The sequence below is a fragment of the Nonomuraea africana genome (assembly GCF_014873535.1).
GTDB classification, from domain to species: Bacteria; Actinomycetota; Actinomycetes; order Streptosporangiales; family Streptosporangiaceae; genus Nonomuraea; species Nonomuraea africana.
Genome location: NZ_JADBEF010000001.1, coordinates 3,870,924 through 3,891,225, shown reverse-complemented (window position 1 = coordinate 3,891,225; position 20,302 = coordinate 3,870,924). Strand labels below are relative to the sequence as shown.

Sequence of the window (20,302 nt, the reverse complement as noted above, 5' to 3'; positions counted from 1 at the left end):
CGTTGGGTGTGTCAGTCCCGTAGGTCAGCGGGGGTAGACGCGGAAGGTGACGGCTGGACGGCCGCCGAAGCGTTCCGCCGCTCCTCTGGCCATGGTCCCGAGGAAGTCCCTGCAGTAGGCCTCGGGGTCCTCCTCGGTCAGGGCCTCGATGTAGGTCCGGTGCTCCAGCAGGGAGCGCACGCCGTCCTCCAGCGTGTCGGTGACGTCCACCGCGTGGGTAGGCCGGTTGTCGCCCGCCACCGCGACCCAGCGCACCCCGTCCCAGGGCTCGGGACCCACGTCGGGGAAGATCCACCGGTTGCCCGCGTCGCCTGCCGCGTCGACCGTCGCCCTGCCGACCGCGCGGTGATCCGGCGTGTTCCAGTGCACGCCGCCCCAGGTGTCCCCGAAGTGCAGGGTGATCAGCAGCTCGGGACGGTGCCTGCGGATCGCGGCGGCCAGGTCGCGGCGCAGCGCGGTGCCGTATTCGATGACGCCGTCCGCGTGGTCGAGGAACTCCACCTCCGACACCCCGACGACGCTCGCGGAGGCGCGCTGCTCCTGCTCGCGCAGCGGGCCCGCCTTGGCGGGTTCGAGCGTGTCGATGCCCGCCTCACCGCGCGTGACGATCACGTACGTCACCTCGCGGCCCTCGGCGGTCCACCTGGCCACGGCCGAGGCACAGCCGTACTCCAGGTCGTCGGGGTGCGCGACGATCGCCAGCGCCCGTCGCCAGTCCGTGGGCATGGGCTCCAGCTGCTCGGTCATCGTGTCCTCCGGTGATCTCGATTCCGTATGGTCAGCGTAACGAGATCCCCCGACGGCGCCTTCCCACGGTCATCAGAGGAGGCGGGTCGTTCTCTGGGTTATCGGTCCTCGTCCTGGGGTGCGGGCTGCGGGTTGTCCTCGCCGGGGAGGCGGACGTCGTCGACGGTGACGTTCACCTCCGTCACCCGCATGCCGAGCATCCGGCTGACGGTCATGGCGACGTTGGTCTTGACGGCGGCGGCCACCTCCATGACCACGTGCCCGTACTCCACGACGACGGTGACGTCGACCGCGACCTGGCGTTCGTGGATCTGCGCGCTGACGCCCTGGTTGCGGCGGCGGGCACCGATCCCGACGCGACCCCGCAGGGACTCGACGGCCCGCGCCAGGTCGCCGCCCAGGTCGGCCACGCCGGGGACCTCGAGGGCGGCGAGCGCGGCCACCTTCTCGACGACCTCGTCGGCCACTTTGATGCGCCCCTTCACCACGGCGGCCGTGGTGGTGGCATCGGCCGAGGCTCCCGCCGTCCCAACGCCCGAGTTTGGGATCCCGCTTGAACCTGACCCCGAGCCTGAGGTCGCTCCCGAGCGCCAGCCCGCGTTGGAGGCGGCGCCCAGGCCCAAACCCAGGCCCGATTCCGATCCCGTGGACGATCCCAACGTCGATTCCACGTCAGAGTCCGGGTCCGAGTCGGGGGTGGGGTGCTCTTCCGGTCCTGGGGTTGTGGTCCAGGTGGAGTTCAAGGTGGGCGTGGCGCGCCACGCCGGGTCCGGCGGCAGGGGTGAGGTCGTCTCGGGGACCGAGGTCTCCTCAGCTAAGGCTTCACTCATCGTCGTCTCCTTTGTGGCTGTTTGGGATTGTGCCGGAAGTCCTCCACGTTTGTCCGGTGACTCGGGGTCTTATGCTTGCTGAACATGCAGGAGAGTGAGCCGATGGAGCAGGCTGGGGCGGGGGCGCCGGACAACTTCCAGCGCCTGTGGACACCGCATCGCATGGCCTACATCAAGGGGGAGAACAAGCCGAGCGGCGAGGGGGCGGGTGACGGCTGCCCGTTCTGCGAGATCCCGAAGATGAGCGACGAGGACGGTCTGATCGTCGCCAGGGGCTCGGCCGTGTTCGCCGTGCTCAACCTCTACCCCTACAACTCGGGCCACCTGATGGTCTGCCCGTATCGGCACGTCTCCGAATACGACGAGCTTGACGACGCCGAGATGGCCGAGCTCGGCGACTTCACCAGGCGGTCGCTCCGGTCGCTGCGCAAGGCCAGCGGCGCGCAGGGCTTCAACGTCGGCATGAACCTCGGTCACGTGGCGGGCGCGGGCATCGCCGCCCACCTGCACCAGCACGTGGTGCCCCGATGGGGCGGCGACACCAACTTCATGCCGGTCGTGGCGCAGACCAAGGTGCTGCCGCAACTCCTGCGCGACACGAGGGCGATGCTCGCCGACGCCTGGCCCGCGACCTGACGGCCGCGCGCACCACGACCTGACGGCCTCGCGCCCCGCGACCTGGCGATCTCGCGCGCGATCAGACGACGCTCCCCCGTCAGACCTTGGCGAGTGGGCGTTCCTCCGTGGCGGGCGCGCCAGGGAGTGCGGCGATGCCCGCCGAGAGCACCAGCGGAATGGCCAGCGCCAGGGCCATGGACAGCACCGCCGCGCCCGAGTCGTTGACCAGCGTGCCGACCACGCCGCTGACCAGGGTGCCGATGAGTCCGGCGCGGAGCGCGGGGGAGTAGGAGAAGGCGGCGGGGAGCACCCCGGCGGTGGCCTGGTCCGGGCGCATGATCGCGTAAACGAGGAAGGCGATCGCCGCGATCACCACGGGCATCAGGGTGGGGCTGAGCAACGTGCTGAGCATCGCCACCAGCTTGCGCACGATCACGTCGACGGCCTCGCCACTGAGCACCTGCCCGACGAACCTGCCCAGGTGCGACTGCTCGGCGGCGGGCCTGAGGTAGTTGGCGACGGCGAAGCCGGTGACGGCCACGCCGCCGGCCACGCAGAACAGGGCCAGCCGCACCAGCGAGATCCGCTTGCCGAGGATCAGCAGCGCCGTCACCGCGATGCCGGGCACGAACGCGATCACCCCGCCGAAGTCGCTGCCCATTCCGGAGCCGCCCAGCACCATCGCGAACGTGCCGAGCACGGCCACCACCGCGGCGCCCCACGGCCGTGACAGCCGGTGCGCGATCACCGTGGAGCTCAGCAGCGTGCCGGTGGCCAGCAGCGCGAACGGGATGTTGCCCAGCCCGTAGTAGCGGGCGCCCTGCTCGGCGCTGAAGCCCATGAAGCTGTTGAGCTGCAGTGTGGTGCCGGTCAGCAGGTCGGCGGCGAGTGTGGCGGCGCTCACGCCGGCCACGACCACGAGGGGTCCGAGCGGGCTGCGCCGCCACGGGCCGGCGAAGGCGAGGGCGGTGAGGACGACCAGCCAGGCCGCCATGCCGCCGAACAGTTCGGCCGCGCTCGACCACGGCAGCAGGTTCACCAGGATCGAGGTGATGGGCAGCGCCGCCAGCGCCACGGCGGCCAGCCGTACGGCGGGCAGCCCCTTACGGCGGCGCAGCAGCAGGAAGGCGACGACGTAGAACAGCACCTGCAGCACCGCGAGGACGATGAAGAAGACGCCCTTGACCGACCGCATCGTCTGGGCGGTCTCGTCGGACTCGGCCATGCGCTCGAACGTCGCGCCGGGATCGCCGATGACGAGCGGCTGGCCGACCATCGCGTCGGGCACCGGCACGCCGAGCCTGGTCAGCACGGTCGTGGTGAGGTCGGGCAGGATCGAGATGTCGTCGCGGCGGGTGGAGGCCGCGCCCAACTCGCGCCCGCTCGCCCCCGGCTCGCGCAGCGCGGCGACCCGCAGGTGCGGCACCGAGCCGTGGTCGGACATGCCCGCCAGCAGGACCGTGGTGTTCTCCGGCAGGACGGCGAGCAGCGCGCCCGCCTTCGCGTCCGCCAGCCGCAGCGCGGCCCTGCGCTCCTGGGCCGACAGCTTGTCGGGCACCGTGGGCAGCTTGCCCTCGGCGGTGAAGTAGGGCCTGATGAGGTCGTCGACGTCCATGGCGACGACGCGGCAGCGTTCGAGCTCCTGGGCGCGCACCTGGATGGGGGAGGCGTAGTAGGTGGCGACCGCGCCCTTGCGGTCGGCCAGGCCCAGCGCCGCGCCGGGCCCGATGGCGATCGAGCACTCGCCCGCCTTGGCCAGCGTCTCGCCCAGCAGGCCCGCGTTGCGCTGGCCGGCCACCTCGTGCAGGTAGTCGTAGTCGGGGATGACCGCGCCGCGGTCCTGCTGCTCGGGAAGCGGCGGCGGCCCGCACCGGTACCCCGCCGCCGAGCGGGTGCCGGCCGAGACCGTCAGCCAGCCGTCATAGGGGCAGGTGATGTTGCCGACCGTGCGCACCGACATCGAGCCGATGGCGCTGGCGCCCGCCAGCTCCCACAGGTTGGGGGTGTCGGCCTGGGTCAGGTCGCTCCAGTGCAGGCCCGAAACGCCGATGAGGGCGATCCGCTCCTTCTCGGCGGCGTGCGCGGGGGCCCAGCCCAGCAGCATCTGGCTGACCAGTACGGCCAGCACCACCAGGGTCCGCCTCACCCGCGACCTCCACGTACTCGACATCGTCGCAGGGCACGCTACACCGGAGCGTCGTGGTCAGGTGACCCGCTTGTGGTAGCAGAGAGAGTTGGGGACCAGGTGGTAGGGCGGATAGACCGGAATGCGCGTGTAGCCCTCGCGCTCGTACAGCCGCACCGCGTCGGGCTGCCGGTCTCCCGTCTGCAGCACCACCCGATCGGCGCCCGCCTTCACCGCGGCGTCCTCGGCCGCCTCCAGCAGCGCGACGGCCACGCCGCCGCCCCGGTGACCGGGGGCGACGTACATGCGCTTGATCTCCAGCTCCCGCCGATCCTGCGCAGCGCCACGTGCCCGACCGCGGCGCCCTCCTCGGTGACCGCCACGCCGGTGTAGACGACGCTGTCTCGCGCGACCGAGAACCCCTCGGGGAAGTCGAAGCCGGCCATGTCCGCGTAGCGCTCGTCCATCTCCCGCGACATCGCCTCGCGCAGCGCCTCGGCGGCGGGGTCGTCCCACTCGACACTCTCGACGTTCACGCCGGTCAGCCTACGAGGCGCGCACGCACACCAGCCGCTCGCCCCCGCGCACGACCGAGGGGGTGAGGCCGTGCGAGGAGAGCGTCCGGGTGAGGTCGGCGGCGAGGGCGGCGGCGCGCTCGGCGACCGGCGGTTCGTAGAACAGGAAGTGCTTCCCGCGGGCGGCCAGCAGCGAGGTGATGAGCGCGAGCTCGGGGCCGGGGTCGCGGGCCACCCCCGGCCCGCAGCCGATCTCCAGCAGGCGGTCGTCCGGCGTGACGGCGAGCGTGTCGACGGCCCACGTCAGACGTTCGGGTTCGGCAGGCATGCCTCCAGCACCACCACGAGGGCACGCGGGGCTGCCTGCCGTACCGGAAAGATCAGACGGGGAAGACGGTCGCCTGGGCGGGCGCGCTCTCGCGGGTGAGCGGGTCGAGCGAGGTGACCAGGTACCGCCCCGGCGTCTTGGTGGCGAAGGAGGTGCCGGAGACGACGGCGACCAGGTTGCGCGCGTCGGTCGCCGAGCAGGTCTCGCCCGAGGCGGGCACCTGGTAGACGGCGTAGGAGCGGGCGCCTGGCGTGGCGTTCCACTTCAGGACCGAGCCCGCGGCCTGCAGGCCCGACGGCTTGGCGGGGGCCTCGCCCTTCTGGCCCTTGGGCAGGGGCAGCAGCGCGGGGCGCGCGTAGTGCTCCTTGACCAGGCGATCCATCACCTTCATCGGGTTGGTGCCGATCTGCTTGGCGCTGAAGTAGACGTCGCCGTCGACCTGCTTGTAGGAGCGGTTGAGCTTGAGGTGCGCGGGCAGCTCACCGGCCTTCGTCCAGGCGGGCGTGTCCGTGGCGCCGACCCGGTAGAGCGCCTGGCCGATGTAGAGCCGCACGCCGGTGCCCTTGACCTCGTTGGCCCACCACGGGACCAGCGCCTTGTAGTCGGCCGCCTTGAAGCCGCGCGGCCAGTAGAGCTGCGGCATCACGTAGTCGACGGTGCCCGCCTTGATCCAGGCCCTCGCGTCGGCGTAGACCGAGTCGTAGGCCGACATTCCGGCGGTGGCCGAACCCGTCGGGTCCTGGGCCTTGTTGCGCCAGATGCCGAACGGGCTGATGCCGAACTTCACGTCGCGCTTGGTGTCGTGGACGGCCTTGTGCACCTGGGCGACGAGCTTGTTGACGTTGGCCCTGCGCCAGTCGGCCAGCTTGACGCCCTTGCCGTACTTCCTGAAGGCGGCGGTGTCGTTGAAGGCGCCGCCGCTGCCCGGGTAGGGGTAGAAGTAGTCGTCGAAGTGCACGCCGTCGATGTCGTAGCGCTTGACCACGTCGGTGACGACCTTCACCACGTGCTCGCGCACCTGCGGCAGGCCGGGGTTGTAGTAGAGCAGGCTGCCGTACTTCACCAGCCAGTCAGGATGCTGCCGCGCGGGGTGCGAGGCGGGCAGCCTGGCGGTGTTGGTGTCGTAGGCCGCCCGGTAGGGGTTGAACCAGGCGTGGAACTCCAGGCCGCGCTTGTGCGCCTCGGCCGTGAGGAACGGCAGCGGGTCCCAGCCGGGGTCCTTGCCCGGCGTGCCGGTGAGGTACTGCGACCACGGCTCGTACGGCGACTTGTACAGCGCGTCGGAGGCGGGCCTGATCTGGACGAAGACGGCGTTGAGGTTGCGCCGCACCGCGTTGTCGAGAATGCGGACGTACTCGGCCCGCTGCTTGGCCACGTTCAGCCCGGTGGCCGAGGGCCAGTCGATGTTCTTCACCGTGGCGATCCAGACCCCGCGCAGCTGGCGCTTGGGGTAGCGGGCGTCGGCCACGCAGTTCTCCACGGCCTTGACGGGGGCGGCCACCCTGCCCTTTGGGGCGTCGGCTTCGGCTCCGGGGCCACCGAAGGAGTAGGCGGCGGCGGTGGCGGCGATCGCGACGGCGGAGGCGGCAAGCAGAGGTCGTCCGTTACGCATAGTCCCCCAGTGTGGCATCGCCTCTGAGGTGCTTCGACCAAAAAACGAAATGAATTTGTGATCCTAGTGTGACTCAGGGGGAGGGCGTTACCCTCCCCCTGTCGAGGGGCGTCAGTCCTCTGCTGTCACCTTGTCGGCCAGGTGCGAAGGCAGTGGTTCGTAACGGAGGAACGTCCGCTGGAACGTCCCGGTGCCGTGAGACATCGACCGGAGATCGATGGCGTAGCGGGTGATCTCCAGCTGCGGCACCTCGGCCTTCACGAGTGTCCTGCCGGTTCCGACGGGCTCGGTGCCGAGCACCCTGCCCCGCCTGCTGGACAGATCGGACATCACCGCGCCGACGTGCTCGTCGGCCACCAGCACCGCGATCTCGTCGACCGGTTCGAGCAGCAGCGTCGGCACCTTGGCGGCGGCCTCCTTGAGCGCGAGCGCGCCCGCGATCTGGAAGGCCATGTCGGAGGAGTCGACGGAGTGGGCCTTGCCGTCGTAGAGCGTGACCCGCACGTCCACCATCGGGTATCCGGCCAGCACGCCCCGATCCATCTGGGTGCGCACACCCTTCTCCACCGAGGGGATGAACTGCCTGGGCACCACGCCACCGACGATCTTGTCCACGAACTCGAAACCCCCGCCGGACGGCAGGGGCTCCACTTCCAGGTGGCAGATGGCGTACTGGCCGTGGCCGCCCGTCTGCTTGACGTTGCGGCCCATCGCCTTGCACCTGCCGCCGAAGGTCTCGCGCAGCGGCACCCGCAGGGGGACCCGCTCCACCTCCACGCCATGGCGCTTGGCCAGCCGGTCGAGCAGGACGTCGGCGTGCGCCTCGCCCATGCACCACAGCACCAGCTGCCGTGTCTCGGCGTTGTTCTCGAGCCGCAGCGTCGGGTCCTCGGCCACCAGGCGCGACAGGCCCTGTGACAGCTTGTCCTCGTCGGCCTTCGACTTGGCCCTGATCGCCACGGGCAGCAGCGGGTCGGGCATGCTCCACGCGGTCATGAGCAGGGGGCGGTCCGGTTCCGACAGCGTGTCGCCCGTCTCGGCCCTGGACAGCTTCGCCACCGCCACGATGTCGCCGGGCGCGCCCTTGGCGATGCTGCGCTGCAGCTTGCCCAGCGGGCAGGTGAGTGTGCCGATGCGCTCGTCGACGTCGTGGTCCTCGTGGCCGCGGTCGGCCAGGCCGTGCCCTGACACGTGCACGGTCATGTCGGGGCGCAGCGTTCCCGAGAACACGCGGACCAGGCTGATCCTGCCCACGTACGGATCACTGGTCGTCTTGACCACCTCGGCCACCAGCGGCCCGTCGGGGTCGCACGCCTTGATGTCCACCGGCTTGCCGTCGAGGGTGGTGATCTCGGGCAGCGGGTGCTCCAGCGGGGAGGGGAAGCCCTGGGTGATGCCCTCGAGCAGCTCCTGCGCGCCCACGCCCATGCCGCTGGCCAGCACGGGGTAGAAGTTGCCGCGCGCGACCGCCTTCTCCAGGTCGTCGATCAGCACCTTGGTGTCGATCGCCTCGCCCGACAGGTAGCGGTCCATGAGCGACTCGTCTTCGCTCTCCTGGATGATGCCCTCGATGAGGGTGCCGCGGTACTCCTCGATCCTGTCCTCGTACTCGGCGCCCGGCTCCCGTTCGGTACGGGTGCCCGTCGCGTAGTTGTAGAACTTCTGCGACAGCAGCCCGATCAGCCCGGCAACGTGCCCGTTGGTGACCACGGGCAGGTAGAGCGGCGCGACGCCGTCGCCGAACACCTCCTGGCACTCGGCCAGCACCTGGTCGAAGTCGGCCCGCTGGTGGTCGATCTTGGTGATGACCACCGCCCTGGGCATGCCGACCTGGCTGCACTCCTCCCACAGCATCTGGGTCAGCCCGTCCACGCCGTCGGTGGCCGAGACCACGAACAGGGCGGCGTCGGCGGCGCGCAGCCCGGCCCGCAGGTCACCGACGAAGTCGGCGTAGCCGGGGGTGTCAAGTAGGTTGATCTTGATTCCGTTGTAGATCATGGGCGCGACCGACAGGTTCACCGAGCGCTGCTGGCGGATCTCGACCTCGTCGAAGTCACTGACCGTGGTGCCGTCCTCCACGCGTCCCATGCGCTGGATGGTGCCGGTGGCCACGAGCAGTTGCTCGACAAGGGTGGTCTTGCCCGCTCCCGAGTGGCCGACCAGTACGACGTTGCGTATCGCGTCCGCCCTGTCGGCCGTTGGTGCCCTGCCCGCGGCTCCTATGGCCGTGCCGTGGTGCTTCTCAGCCACATCGCCTCCGCTTCTATGGGACGGAGCTCGCAGGGGTACGGCGCGCGCCGTCCTGTTCGTTGTTCTGCGCATCCAGCGGAGTCACCGCAAGGACGCGGTTAGTTCACCAAATACCCGTGTGGCGAATATCACAAGGGGGGTGAGGCAAAGAAGTGCACGGGGCTCGGATGGCTTACGATCAGAGCGCGATGCTCAAACTCCTGCGCCCGGCCATGACCCGGATACTCACCCCGCTGGGCAGGGCACTCGTCCAGCGCGGGATCGGCCCCAACGCGGTCACCGCGATCGGCACGCTCGGCACGGTCGTGTGCGCCCTGGTGTTCTACCCGTCGGGCCAGCTGTGGTGGGGCTCCCTGGCGATCACCGTGTTCGTCCTGTTCGACCTCCTCGACGGGGTCGTGGCCCGCATGGGCGGGGGCGGCGGCAGCACCTGGGGCGCCTTCCTCGACTCCACGTTCGACCGGCTGGCCGACGCGGCGATCTTCTCCGGGCTCATCATCTACTTCTTCGTCCAGCGCGACCTGCTCATGGCCGCCGTCACCCTGTTCTGCCTGGTGGCGGGGGCGCTGGTGTCCTACGTCAAGGCCAGGGCCGAGGGGCTCGGCCTCAGCTGCGACGTCGGCCTCGCCGAACGGCCGGAGCGGCTGGTGGTGGGCCTGGTGGCGGCGGGGCTGTCGGGGCTCGGCGTGCCGTACATCCTGCCCTTCGGGCTGTGGTTGCTCGCCGCCGCCAGCGCGATCACGGTCGTCCAGCGGGTAGTACATGTCCATCGCCAGATTGGAGCGCGATGACCTCCCTTCAGGACCGCGCCGTGGCCGCCGGGTTCGCGGCCGGCTGGACGCTGCTGCCGTACCTGCCGAAGAAGCTCACCGCGGCCGCGTTCCGCGCCGTGGCCGACCGGGCGTGGCGCAGGCGGGGCAGGAGCGTGCGCCGTCTCGAGCACAACCTGGCCAGGGTCACCGGCCTGGCCGAGGACAGCGCCGAACTGCGCGCGCTCAGCCGCGCCGGCATGCGCTCCTACCTGCGCTACTTCCACGAGATCTTCCTGCTGCCGAAGATGGACCGCGCGGAGGTCGTCAGGCGCACGCACGTGACGGGCGCCGAGCACATCTTCGACACGGTGGCGGCCGGCAGGGGCGTCGTGCTGGCGCTGCCGCACATGGGCAACTGGGACCAGTCGGGCGCGTGGCTGACGGGCAGCGGCCACAGCTTCACCACGGTGGCCGAACGGCTCAAGCCCGAGTCGCTCTACCGCCGCTACGTCGCCTTCCGCGAGAGCCTGGGCATGGAGGTCCTGCCGCTGACCGGCGGCGACGGGCACAACTTCGGCACCCTGGCCCAGCGCGTGCGCAAGGGCGGCATCGTCTGCCTGCCCGCCGAGCGCGACCTGACCAAGAACGGCGTCGAGGTGGAGTTCTTCGGCGCCACCACCAAGGTGCCCGTCGGTCCCGCGCTGCTGGCGGTCAAGACGGGCGCGGCGCTGCTGCCGGCGATCCTCTGGTTCGAGGGCGACGACTGGGGGCTGCACATCCACGAGGAGGTCCAGGTCCCGGCCGAGGGCACGATCCAGCAGCGCACCGCCGCGGTGGCGCAGAGCCTGGTGACGGTCTTCGAGAAGGGCATCGCCGAGCACCCCGAAGACTGGCACATGCTGCAGCGGCTGTGGCTGGAGGACCCGAAGTGAACGTCGGCATCGTCTGTCCCTACTCGTGGGACGTGCCCGGCGGGGTGAAGCAGCACATCGACGACCTGGCGCAGGCGCTCATCGCGCAGGGTCACCAGGTGTCGGTCATCGCCCCCGCCGGCGACGACGCCGAGCTGCCGCCCTACGTGACGGGGGCGGGCCGGGCGGTGCCGGTGCCGTACAACGGGTCGGTGGCCAGGATGTCGTTCGGGTTCATCTCGGCCGCGCGGGTGCGGCGCTGGATCCGCGAGGGCGGCTTCGACGTGCTCCACATCCACGAGCCGCTGGTGCCCAGCCTGGGCGTGCTGGCCTGCTGGGCGGCCAGGGGGCCGATCGTGGCGACCTTCCACGCCTCCTTCAACCGCTCACGGGCGATCGCGATCGCCGAGCCGATGCTGCGCAGCGCGCTGGAGAAGCTGAGCGGGCGCATCGCCGTCTCCGACGCCGCGCGCAAGAGCCTGGTCGAGCAGTTCGGCGGCGACACCGTGCTGATCCCCAACGGGGTGACGGTCAGCCGCTACACCGAGGCCGAGCCGCTGGAGGGCTTCGGCCCCGACGGCCGGACACTCGGCTTCCTCGGCCGTATGGACGAGCCGCGCAAGGGGCTGCCCGTGCTGCTCGAGGCGATGGAGCTGATCCCCGGGGCCAGGCTGCTGATCGCCGGCCCGGGCGAGGTCAAGATCCCCAAGTCGATCCGCGACAGGGTCACGCTGCTCGGCATGGTCAGCGAAGCGGACAAGATCCGCGCCTACCACTCCGTCGACGTCTTCGTCGCGCCCAACACCGGCGGCGAGAGCTTCGGCATCGTGCTGGCCGAGGCGATGTCGGCCGGGGCGACCGTCCTGGCCAGCGACATCCCCGCCTTCCGCAGGGTGCTCGGCGAGGGCCAGGCCGGCGCGCTGTTCGCCAACGGCGACGCCGCCGCGCTCGCCCGCGAGGCCCGCGGCCTGCTCGACGATCCCGAACGCAGGGCCAAGCTGTCGGACGAGGCGCGGGTGGCCGTCCGCAAGTACGACTGGTCGACGGTGGCCCGCGACGTCGTACGCGTCTACGAGACCGTCACGGCCAGCGCCGGCCGGGTGGAGGAAGACTCCCTCGCATGAGCACCACCGTCATCGTTCTCATCGTGGGCATCCTCGTGGTGCTCGCCGCCGTCTACGTCTCCTGGCGGGCCGGCCGTCTCGACCGCCTGCACATCAGGCTCGAGCTGGCCCGCGAAGCCCTCGACGTCGCCCTCGTCCGGCGGTCGGCGGTGGTCCTCGAGCTCGCCGGCTCGCGCCTGCTCGACCCGGCCACCTCGCTGGTCCTGGCCGCCGCCGCCCACGAGGCCCGTACGGCGGGCCCCGACGAACGCGAGCACGCCGAGAGCGACCTGTCCAGGGCGTTGCGCGCGGCCGTCGACCAGGAGCGCTTCAGGGAGAAGCTCGGCGAGTCGCCGGGCGGCCGGGCCCTGCTCGAGGAGCTCGACGCCGCCGTCGCCAAGGTCGTCTACGCCCGTAGTTTCTTCAACAACGCGGTCGGCGCCACCCGCACCGCCCAGCGCCGCTGGCTGGCCCGCACCCTCCGCCTGGCCGGACGCACCGAGTTCCCGCAATTCTTTGAGATTGATGACAATCCGCCGGAGACCATGGCAACCGAATGACCCGATTTGGGGAGACCGGTAAGCTTCCTTCCGTTTTCTTGGTCAAACGGAGGAGTTGGCAGGGTGCGCATACCTCGGATGATCGCGGTGACGCTGGCGGTGCTCGGCCCTGTCGCAGCCTGCTCAAGCGGTGGCGGCGCGGCGACGCCCTCGAAGGCTCCGCAGGCGGCCACGGTCAGCGCCTCCCCGACACCGCAGGAGAAGGGGCACCCGTTCACGGGCCTGCCGTACGAGGAGCTCAAGCCCGTGCTGGCGGTGAAGATCGAGAACACCGCGGCGGGCAAGCCGCAGCTCGGGCTCAAGAGCGCGGACATCGTCTACGTCGAACAGGTCGAGGCGGGGCTGACCCGCCTGATGGCGGTCTTCTCCTCCAAGCTCCCCGCCAAGGTCGGCCCCGTGCGCAGCGCCCGCATCTCCGACCTGCACATCACGCCGCAGTTCGGCAAGCCCGCCTTCGCCTACTCCGGCGTGCAGACCAAGATGCTGCCGTTCGTGGCCGAGGCCTCGCTGTTCGACGTCGGCGACACCCGCAACCCCGGCGCGTTCTTCCGCCAGCCCGGCCGCTTCGCCCCCTACAACCTGTTCGCCAACACCAAGCAGCTGCTGGCCAAGGCGCCCAAGGCGAGCAAGGCCAGGGACATCGGCTTCACCTTCGGTGAGGCCCCCGCCGAGGGCGGCGTGCGGAAGAAGACGTGGACCGTCAAGTGGCCGGCCGCCACCTTCACCTTCGGCTGGTCGGAGACGAAGAAGCAGTGGCTGATCTGGCAGGACGGCAAGAAGAACCTGGCCGCCGAGGGCGGGCAGCTGGGCGCGCCGACGATCGTCATCCAGTACACCAAGACCGAGCGCTCGGAGTTCCATGACAAGAACCAGAGCTACACGCCCCTGGTCCACACGGTGGGCAAGGGCTCGGCGATCGTGCTGCGCGACGGCATGGCCTACAAGGCCAAGTGGTCGAGGGAATCCGAAGAGAAGGGCACGACGTTCACCACTGCGAGCGGCGAGCCGATGAACTTCGCCCCGGGTCAGGTCTGGGTCGCCCTCGCCAGCCGTAAGCCCGTCATTCCTTAACGTACAAAACCCGTGCTCGACCCTGACATGGTGGTGTGTCGGGAAACGGGGTGTTAAGGACCTACGATGGGCTTGAGAACTTACCGACCTGCCGTTGTGAGGAAGACCGTGTCTACCAGCCCCGTCACCGGAACCGCGCGCGTCAAGCGCGGCATGGCCGAGATGCTCAAGGGCGGCGTCATCATGGACGTCGTCAACGCCGAGCAGGCGAAGATCGCCGAGGACGCCGGGGCGGTCGCCGTCATGGCCCTGGAGCGTGTGCCCGCCGACATCCGCGCGCAGGGTGGCGTCTCCCGGATGAGCGACCCTGACATGATCGACGGCATCATCAGCGCCGTCTCCATCCCGGTCATGGCCAAGGCCCGCATCGGCCACTTCGTCGAGGCGCAGGTGCTGCAGTCGCTCGGCGTCGACTACATCGACGAGTCGGAGGTCCTCACGCCCGCCGACTACGCCAACCACATCGACAAGTTCCAGTTCACCGTGCCGTTCGTGTGCGGTGCGACGAACCTGGGCGAGGCGCTGCGCCGCATCACCGAGGGCGCGGCGATGATCCGCTCCAAGGGTGAGGCCGGCACCGGCGACGTCTCCAACGCCGTGACCCACATGCGCACGATCAGGGCCGAGCTCAAGCGGCTCGCCTCGCTGCCCGAGGACGAGCTCTACGTCGCGGCCAAGGAGCTGCAGGCGCCGTACGAGCTGGTCGCCGAGGTCGCCAAGACCGGCAAGCTGCCCGTCGTGCTGTTCACCGCCGGCGGCATCGCCACCCCGGCCGACGCCGCGATGATGATGCAGCTCGGCGCCGAGGGCGTGTTCGTCGGCTCCGGCATCTTCAAGTCGGGCGACCCGGCCAAGCGCGCGGCGGCGATCGTGAAGGCGACCACCTTCCACGACGACCCCGACGTCGTCGCCAAGGTCTCGCGTGGTCTGGGCGAGGCCATGGTCGGCATCAACGTCGACGAGATCCCGCAGCCGCACCGCCTGGCCGAGCGCGGCTGGTAGGCCTTCTTCGCGAGATGGCGGCATCCCTGAGGGGGTGCCGCTTTTTCGTGCCCTCGTCACCTCCTCCCGCAGAACACGCCCTCTCGCGGAGAGCGGCTTCTCCGCGAGCGCTCCCTCTCGTGGAGAGCGGCTTCTCCATGAGCAAGCGCTCTCGCGGAGCGGCGCCGGGTGATATCGAGCGGTTCTTCTGGGTGGTGACGCGGGCCGGAGTGGTACGCGGAGGAAATTTCCGTGAATAGCGGGGCGGTTGGTAAAAACCGCCATTTGTGTGACAGGTGGTGTTAACCGGCGAGTCACGATCTTGGGCAAGGCTACGGGCGTCCCGCCCTTGATCGCCTTGGGAGCACCCGTGTCCAAGCTCAACCGCCGCTCCTTCCTCGTCACCGGGTTAGCCGCGGGGGCCACCGCCGCGCTGCCCGCCGTCGCCGCCGCCGACCCGCTGACCGACCCCGCCGCCGACCCCTCCGCCGAGAGCGCGGCCACGCTGGCCTCTCGCGGACTGCGCTCCGACCCGTTCACCCTCGGCGTGGCCTCGGGCGACCCCGACCACGGCGGCTTCGTGCTCTGGACCCGCCTGGCCCAGCAGCCTCTGGCCGAGGACGGCATGGGCGGCATGCCGCAGCGCCCCTTCCCCGTCCTGTGGCAGGTGTACGCGGACGAAAGCTGCCGCAGGGTGGTCCGCGCCGGCGTGGCGACGGCCGCTCCCGAATGGGGGCACAGCGTGCACGTCGAAGTCGAGAACCTCTCCTCCGACAGGGAGTACTGGTACCGCTTCCGCGTCGGCCCCTACGTCTCCCCGGTGGGCCGCGCCCGCACCGCCCCGCACCCCCTGGCGTACGGCGGGGCGCTGGCGATGGCGTTCGTCTCGTGCGCGCAGTACGAGCACGGCTACTTCACCAGCTACCGCCGCCTGGCCGAGGAGCACCCCGACCTGATCCTGCACCTGGGCGACTACCAGTACGAGTACACCAAGAACACCTACACCATCCCCGGCGGCAACGTCCGCCACCACGACGGCCCCGAGACCGAGACGCTGGCCAACTACCGCCAGCGCCACGCGCAGTACAAGGCCGACCCCGACCTGCAGGCCGCGCACGCCGCCGCTCCCTGGCTGGTGGTGTGGGACGACCACGAGATCGACAACAACTGGGCCGACGAGGTGCCGGAGAAGCCGGAGATCCCGCAGCCGAACTTCCTCCAGCGCCGCGAGGCCGCCTTCCGCGCCTACTACGAGAACATGCCGCTGCGCCGTACCTCCATCCCGCGGGGAATCGACATGCAGCTCTACCGGCGGATCCGGTGGGGCCGCATGGCCACCTTCCACATGCTCGACACCCGGCAGTACCGCGACGACCAGGGCTGCGGCGACGGGTACAGGGACTGTCCCGCCGCGGTGGACCCGGCGCGCTCGATCACCGGCGCCGAGCAGGAGGCGTGGCTGCTGGACGGCTTCCGCCACTCGCGCGCGCAGTGGGACATCATCGGCCAGCAGGTCTTCTTCGCCCAGCGCGACAACAACGCGGGCCCTGCGAAGATCACCAGCCAGGACGCGTGGGACGGCTACGTCGCCTCCCGCCAGCGCATCACCCAGGGCTGGGTCGACGCGGGCGTCCGCAACCCCGTCGTGCTGACCGGCGACGTGCACGCGCACTGGGCCAGCGACCTGAAGCTGAACTACGACGACCCGACGGGGCCGTCGGTCGGCTCGGAGCTGGTGGCCACCTCCATCAGCACCGGCGGGAACGGTGCGGACTCCGACCCGGCCAAGCACCCGTTCCTGAAGATCAACCCGCATCTGAAGTTCTACAACAACCAGCGGGGTTACGTGCTGACGAAGATCGAGAAGGAGTTGATGACGGCCGACTTCAGGGTGGTGCCGCAGGTGCAGACCCCGGGCGCCGCGGTGCACACCAAGGCCACCTTCGTCGTGGAGGACAGGGTGCCGGGCGTCCAGCAGACCTACCTGAGGCCCCTCGACCCGTCGATCATGGCCGTCCCCGACATCACCGTCGAGGACACCGTCCGTCTGGAAACCGAACGCCCGTAACACCCGGCGAGGTGGGCGGCGCTCTCCCGGGAGACGCCGCCCCGTTCCCCTGCCACCGGCGGGCGGGAAGTGCCGCTCTCTCGGGAGAGCTCCGCCCCCCTCCTCCACAAAGAACCCCAGCCGTCGACAGGGGGAAAGCGGCGTTCTCTTGGGAGAGCGCCGCCTCCACCCCCTGTACGGCAGGCGCCACCATCTTCGTGCCATCGCGCGCGTGGACGTGGACGACACCTTCCAGGAGGTGGTTGCATAACGGATCATGCTGGACCAAGCCGTCATCACGGTGATGACCTGGAACGTGTGCACGGGCACCAACGCGGCCTGCGAGCTGTACCGCAAGAGCGATCAGGAGCTGGCGTGGCACATCACCGACCACCTCCTCGGCAACCCCGACGTGATCTTCCTTCAGGAGTTCTGCACCGGCGCGACGGGCACGCTCGAGCAGTGGCTCGAATGGCGCACGGGCCGGAGCTGGACCGTCAGATCATGGGGCCTGCAGACGGCGGAGGGCAGGCCGTACGACTGCCATCCCGACAGGAACGGCCGCCCGCGCGGCGCGCAGAGCGTCACGGTGGCGGTCGCCGACCACGCGGCCGCCTTCGAGACCGTGCCGCTGACCTCCCCGCCCTGGTTCGCCAGGCGCGCGGCGCTGTGCGCGACGATCCCCGCCGTGAAGGTGCGCGCCTGCGGCACCCACCTGTCGTCCGGGATGGCCAACGACGACGCGCAGCGCGGCGCGCCGTACCGGCACCGGCAGGTGAGGCAGTTGATGGCGGCCGCGCCGAAGGCCGGTTACATCAGCGTCTTCGGCGGCGACCTGAACCTCACGCCCGGCAGGGTCGCCGCCTACAAGTCCTACGACGAGTGCGATCCGCGGATGCGCTGGACCTACGTGAAGAAGCGCAAGATCGACTATCTTTTCGCGCCGAAGGGTCGCGTGCTGCGGTGCTGGGTCGACAAGGGAGCCAAGGGCTCCGACCACCTGCCGATGGCCGTCAGGGTGGCCCGATAGGAAGAGGACGGGCCGCACTGGTGTTGAATCTAGGCGAAACCCGGACCACTAAGGAAGGACGACCGTGCCCAAGATCGGTGTACTCGCGCTCCAGGGAGACGTGCGTGAGCACGTCCACATGCTGGAGGAGGCGGGCGCGAAGGCGACGGCAGTGCGCAGGCCCGCCGAACTCGAGGCCGTGGACGGGCTGGTCATCCCCGGCGGGGAGTCCACCACGATGTGGAAGCTCGCCGAGATCTTCGAGATGCTCGAGCCGCTGCGCATCCGGATCAAGGAGGGCATGCCCGCCTACGGCTCCTGCGCGGGCATGATCATGCTGGCCGACCGGATCCAGGACGGGATCGACGGCCAGCAGACGATCGGCGGCATCGACATGGTCGTGCGGCGCAACGCCTTCGGCCGTCAGGTCGACTCCTTCGAGTCCGATCTGTCCTTCGCCGGCGCCCCTGTGCACGCCGTCTTCATCCGCGCGCCATGGGTGGAATCGGTGGGTTCCGAGGTCGAGGTTCTGGCCACCGCGCCGCCTGGCGATAGGATCGTCGCGGTCCGCCAGGGGCCGCTGCTCGCGACATCGTTCCACCCCGAGCTGACCGGGGACACTCGCGTGCACGAATACTTCGTAAACATGGTGAGGGAGCTCTAGGTAATGTCCGGCCACTCCAAATGGGCGACGACGAAGCATAAGAAGGCCGCACTCGACGCCAAGCGCGGCAAGCTGTTCGCGAAGCTCATCAAGAACATCGAGGTGGCGGCCAGGACCGGTGGCCCTGATCCGGATGCCAACCCCACCCTCTTCGACGCCATCTTCAAGGCGAAGAAGAACTCCGTGCCCAACGACAACATCGAGCGGGCCCGCAAGCGCGGCGGCGGCCTCGAGGCCGGCGGCGCCGACTGGCAGACCATCATGTACGAGGGCTACGCGCCCGGCGGCGTCGCGGTGCTCATCGAGTGCCTCACCGACAACCGCAACCGCGCCGCCTCCGAGGTGCGCGTCGCGCTGACGCGCAACGGCGGCTCGCTGGCCGACCCCGGCTCGGTGTCGTACATGTTCAACCGCAAGGGCGTCGTGATCGTCCCGAAGAACGGCCTGTCCGAGGACGACGTCCTGGTCGCGGTGCTCGAGGCGGGCGCCGAGGAGGTCAACGACCTGGGCGATTCGTTCGAGGTCGTCTCCGAGGCCGGTGACCTGGTGCCGGTCCGCAAGGCCCTGCAGGAGGCCGGCATCGACTACGACTCGGCCGAGTCGAGCTTCCTGCCGACGATGAACGTCCCGCTCGACGAGGACGGCGCGCGCAAGGTCTTCAGGCTCATCGACGCGCTCGAGGACAGCGACGACGTGCAGAACGTCTTCGCCAACTTCGACGTCTCCGACGAGATCATGGAGAAGCTCGAGGCCTGAGTCCACCCGCTCCGCGAAAACCGGCCCGCCACCGTGCGGGCCGGTTTTCGCGTGTGTGGTCCAGCCGAGGATCATCGACGGCGGCGATGGCGGGAGAAAAGGGTAGGTTGTCGCGTTGTGGAGATTCGTGATCTGACGGCCGACGACCTCGACGCCGTCCTCGACACCCGCAAGCGCTCCTTCGGCCCGCTCGGGGCCGACACCGAGGGCTGGTTCGCCGTCGCGAGGGCGACTCTGGAACAGGGTCGCTTCCTCGGCGCCTTTGACGGGTCCAGGCTCGCGGCCGCCGCGCGGCTGCCCGGTTTCACCCAGTGGTGGCACGGCAGGCCGCAGCCCATGGCGGGCGTGGCGGGCGTCGTCGTCAACCCCGAGGACAGGGGGCGGGGCGTCGGCAGGCAGCTCATGCGCGCCGTCCTGGCCAGGGCGGCGGAACTGGGCGAGGCCGTCTCGGCGCTGTACCCCGCCACCACGCAGATCTACCGCTCGCTCGGCTGGGAGCACGCCGGCGCCGAGAACTCCGTCACGCTGTCGCCCGAGGCGCTGCGCACCATCAGGCCCACCGAGCCGGTCAAGATCCGCCGGATGGGCCCTGACGACGCCGCCGAGGTGATCGAGATCCTGGGCCGCGTCCACGCGGCCAACCGCGCCAGCGGCCCGATCTGCTGGGACGAGGCCTCGTGGCGGCGCTTCCTCGCCGACGAGGACGACTTCCTCTACCTGGCCGACGACGGCTTCGTCGCCTACAGCTGGGAGGACGGCGACATCTCCGTCGACAACCTGGTCGCGGGCTCCGAGGCGACCGCACGCGCCCTGTGGTCGCTGGTCGGCACCTCCTCCTCCATCGCCACGAAGGTCTCGGCCGTCGTCGCCCCCGACGACCCCGTGCTGTGGCTGCTGCGCGAGCGCGCGAAGGAGGAGCTCAAGCAGGTCCGATGGATGTTCCGGATCGTGGACGTGACCGAGGCCGTCGCCAGGCGGGGCTTCCCCTCGGCGGTCACGGCCGACGCGCTGATCGTGGTGGAGGACTCCGAGCGGCCCGCCAACACCGGCGCATGGCGGCTGGAGATCTCCGGTGGCTCCGGTACGGCGAGCGCCGCCGAGGGCGTGGGCCCGCGCTTCACCGTCAACGGGCTGTCGGCGCTGTACGCCGGGATCCCGGTCTCGACCCTGCGCCTGTCCGGCCTGCTCACCGGGCCCGACGGGTTCGACGAGGCGCTGGGCGCGGCGTTCGCCGGTCCGGCCCACATGATCGACTACTTCTGACCCCGCCGATCCGGCACGACTCTCGGCCCCCGTTCGCCATCTGGCGGCGGGGGCCGACGCATGTCTCGGGTTGCAAGAATCCACCGCAAGTTTCCAGGATCTTTGTGCAGAATCGTTGACATGTGTTGGTTACCTGGTTGAAATGTGGGCAATCGCCTGC

The 20,302-nt window shown here is 70.1% G+C and carries 20 protein-coding genes; 12 read left to right on the top strand and 8 right to left on the bottom strand.

All coding sequences use genetic code 11. The annotated features are described in order from the left end of the window. Positions 1–24 precede the first annotated feature (24 nt). On the bottom strand, positions 25–747 hold the full coding sequence (locus H4W81_RS18395; RefSeq protein ID WP_192775947.1) for a PIG-L deacetylase family protein: 723 nt from the start codon (positions 745–747) through the stop codon (positions 25–27). A 98-nt stretch (positions 748–845) separates the two neighbouring features. Further along, positions 846–1,235, bottom strand: coding sequence for an Asp23/Gls24 family envelope stress response protein (locus H4W81_RS49370; protein ID WP_192775946.1), 390 nt, complete (start codon positions 1,233–1,235; stop codon positions 846–848). A gap of 426 nt (positions 1,236–1,661) precedes the next feature. Here H4W81_RS49370 and H4W81_RS18385 point away from each other — a divergent pair, with 426 nt between their 5' ends. Beyond that, the gene (locus H4W81_RS18385) at positions 1,662–2,213 is read left to right on the top strand and encodes an HIT family protein (protein WP_192775945.1); all 552 of its coding nucleotides are present in this window, start codon (positions 1,662–1,664) and stop codon (positions 2,211–2,213) included. A 79-nt stretch (positions 2,214–2,292) separates the two neighbouring features. On the opposite strand, the gene H4W81_RS18380 is transcribed toward H4W81_RS18385, so the two are convergent. The 6 genes from H4W81_RS18380 to H4W81_RS18360 form a co-directional block, all read right to left on the bottom strand. Next, positions 2,293–4,341, bottom strand: coding sequence for a hypothetical protein (locus tag H4W81_RS18380; RefSeq protein ID WP_318781806.1), 2,049 nt, complete (start codon positions 4,339–4,341; stop codon positions 2,293–2,295). Positions 4,342–4,398: 57 nt separating this feature from the next. Next, positions 4,399–4,626 (bottom strand): GNAT family N-acetyltransferase, encoded by a 228-nt coding sequence (locus tag H4W81_RS47335; RefSeq protein ID WP_264083172.1) that lies wholly within the window; start codon positions 4,624–4,626, stop codon positions 4,399–4,401. Then, complete coding sequence (locus H4W81_RS47330; protein ID WP_225960921.1) at positions 4,551–4,856, bottom strand: hypothetical protein; 306 nt, start codon at positions 4,854–4,856, stop codon at positions 4,551–4,553. The genes H4W81_RS47335 and H4W81_RS47330 overlap by 76 nt, the downstream gene beginning before the upstream one ends. Before the next feature lie 10 nt (positions 4,857–4,866). After that, the gene (locus H4W81_RS18370; RefSeq protein WP_192775943.1) at positions 4,867–5,163 is read right to left on the bottom strand and encodes a hypothetical protein; all 297 of its coding nucleotides are present in this window, start codon (positions 5,161–5,163) and stop codon (positions 4,867–4,869) included. Positions 5,164–5,215: 52 nt separating this feature from the next. Continuing rightward, complete coding sequence (locus H4W81_RS18365) at positions 5,216–6,775, bottom strand: glycoside hydrolase family 10-like protein (protein ID WP_192775942.1); 1,560 nt, start codon at positions 6,773–6,775, stop codon at positions 5,216–5,218. Between the two features lie 111 nt (positions 6,776–6,886). Beyond that, a complete protein-coding gene (locus tag H4W81_RS18360) occupies positions 6,887–9,025 on the bottom strand; it encodes an elongation factor G-like protein EF-G2 (RefSeq protein WP_318781805.1) in 2,139 nt (712 codons plus the stop codon). Positions 9,026–9,192: 167 nt separating this feature from the next. On the opposite strand from H4W81_RS18360, the gene pgsA reads away from it, so the two are divergent. From pgsA to H4W81_RS18305, 11 genes are all read left to right on the top strand, one after another. After that, positions 9,193–9,816, top strand: a complete 624-nt coding sequence (gene pgsA / locus H4W81_RS18355) for a phosphatidylinositol phosphate synthase (RefSeq protein ID WP_225958683.1) — start codon at positions 9,193–9,195, stop codon at positions 9,814–9,816. Next, positions 9,813–10,709, top strand: coding sequence for a phosphatidylinositol mannoside acyltransferase (locus H4W81_RS18350; protein WP_192775940.1), 897 nt, complete (start codon positions 9,813–9,815; stop codon positions 10,707–10,709). Before pgsA ends, H4W81_RS18350 begins: the two co-directional genes overlap by 4 nt. Beyond that, positions 10,706–11,812 (top strand): glycosyltransferase family 4 protein, encoded by a 1,107-nt coding sequence (locus tag H4W81_RS18345; RefSeq protein WP_192775939.1) that lies wholly within the window; start codon positions 10,706–10,708, stop codon positions 11,810–11,812. Before H4W81_RS18350 ends, H4W81_RS18345 begins: the two co-directional genes overlap by 4 nt. Further along, the gene (locus H4W81_RS18340; protein ID WP_192775938.1) at positions 11,809–12,351 is read left to right on the top strand and encodes a hypothetical protein; all 543 of its coding nucleotides are present in this window, start codon (positions 11,809–11,811) and stop codon (positions 12,349–12,351) included. Before H4W81_RS18345 ends, H4W81_RS18340 begins: the two co-directional genes overlap by 4 nt. A gap of 63 nt (positions 12,352–12,414) precedes the next feature. Further along, entirely contained in the window at positions 12,415–13,422 is a 1,008-nt protein-coding gene (locus H4W81_RS18335) for a DUF3048 domain-containing protein (protein ID WP_318781804.1), read from the top strand. Positions 13,423–13,488: 66 nt separating this feature from the next. Beyond that, positions 13,489–14,424, top strand: a complete 936-nt coding sequence (pdxS, locus tag H4W81_RS18330) for a pyridoxal 5'-phosphate synthase lyase subunit PdxS (protein WP_192775937.1) — start codon at positions 13,489–13,491, stop codon at positions 14,422–14,424. A 349-nt stretch (positions 14,425–14,773) separates the two neighbouring features. Beyond that, a complete protein-coding gene (locus H4W81_RS18325; protein ID WP_192775936.1) occupies positions 14,774–16,471 on the top strand; it encodes an alkaline phosphatase D family protein in 1,698 nt (565 codons plus the stop codon). A 256-nt stretch (positions 16,472–16,727) separates the two neighbouring features. Continuing rightward, the gene (locus H4W81_RS18320) at positions 16,728–17,480 is read left to right on the top strand and encodes an endonuclease/exonuclease/phosphatase family protein (RefSeq protein WP_192775935.1); all 753 of its coding nucleotides are present in this window, start codon (positions 16,728–16,730) and stop codon (positions 17,478–17,480) included. Between the two features lie 118 nt (positions 17,481–17,598). Further along, positions 17,599–18,123: a pyridoxal 5'-phosphate synthase glutaminase subunit PdxT gene (gene pdxT, locus H4W81_RS18315; protein ID WP_225959844.1), complete on the top strand. Its 525-nt coding sequence runs from the start codon at positions 17,599–17,601 to the stop codon at positions 18,121–18,123. A gap of 3 nt (positions 18,124–18,126) precedes the next feature. Then, positions 18,127–18,879 carry a YebC/PmpR family DNA-binding transcriptional regulator gene (locus tag H4W81_RS18310; RefSeq protein WP_192775933.1) on the top strand — a complete coding sequence of 251 codons (753 nt, stop codon included), beginning with the start codon at positions 18,127–18,129 and terminating at the stop codon, positions 18,877–18,879. Positions 18,880–18,996: 117 nt separating this feature from the next. Then, on the top strand, positions 18,997–20,142 hold the full coding sequence (locus tag H4W81_RS18305; protein WP_192775932.1) for a GNAT family N-acetyltransferase: 1,146 nt from the start codon (positions 18,997–18,999) through the stop codon (positions 20,140–20,142). The last annotated feature ends 160 nt before the right edge of the window (positions 20,143–20,302 follow it).